This is a genomic window from Dellaglioa sp. CoH-55-MRSF-7 (assembly GCF_056782235.1).
Genome location: NZ_JBXAYI010000074.1, coordinates 1 through 403 on the forward strand (window position 1 = coordinate 1; position 403 = coordinate 403).

Consider the following 403-nt stretch of genomic DNA (forward strand, 5'->3'; position numbering starts at 1 on the left):
ACATCAGGCAGCTACAACGATCTGACGAACAAGCCGGTTCCGTACTCGTTGCCTATTGCCACGACATCGGCACTAGGTGGCGTGATCCTTACGTCAACGGCTCAAACCGCAGGCAACTTGTCGTCAGGAAAATTGGCGACCGTGGCCGTTACCGGCTCGTATAACGATCTGTTGAATTTGCCAACGAGCCCAGATGTTGCACGGCTACCCGTCAACATTCAGGGTAACCCAAACGTCATCAACGAAGTGTTCTACATGTTCACAGACAACTGCCAATTCGGGCAGAACTTCGTGGGCGCGAAAGCAAATGCGGTACTGATATCTTGCACCACAGCGACCGTACGTATCATGAAGTACCCAGCGTCAACGCCCAACACAGGAACGCAAGTAGGAACACTTAACA

1 protein-coding gene is annotated in these 403 nt (G+C 52.1%); it reads left to right on the plus strand.

Annotation, left to right across the window (positions count from 1 at the left end; all coding sequences use genetic code 11):
• On the plus strand, positions 1–403 hold a 403-nt coding region (locus tag AC1RPU_RS07920), incomplete at both ends, for a hypothetical protein (RefSeq protein ID WP_481769632.1).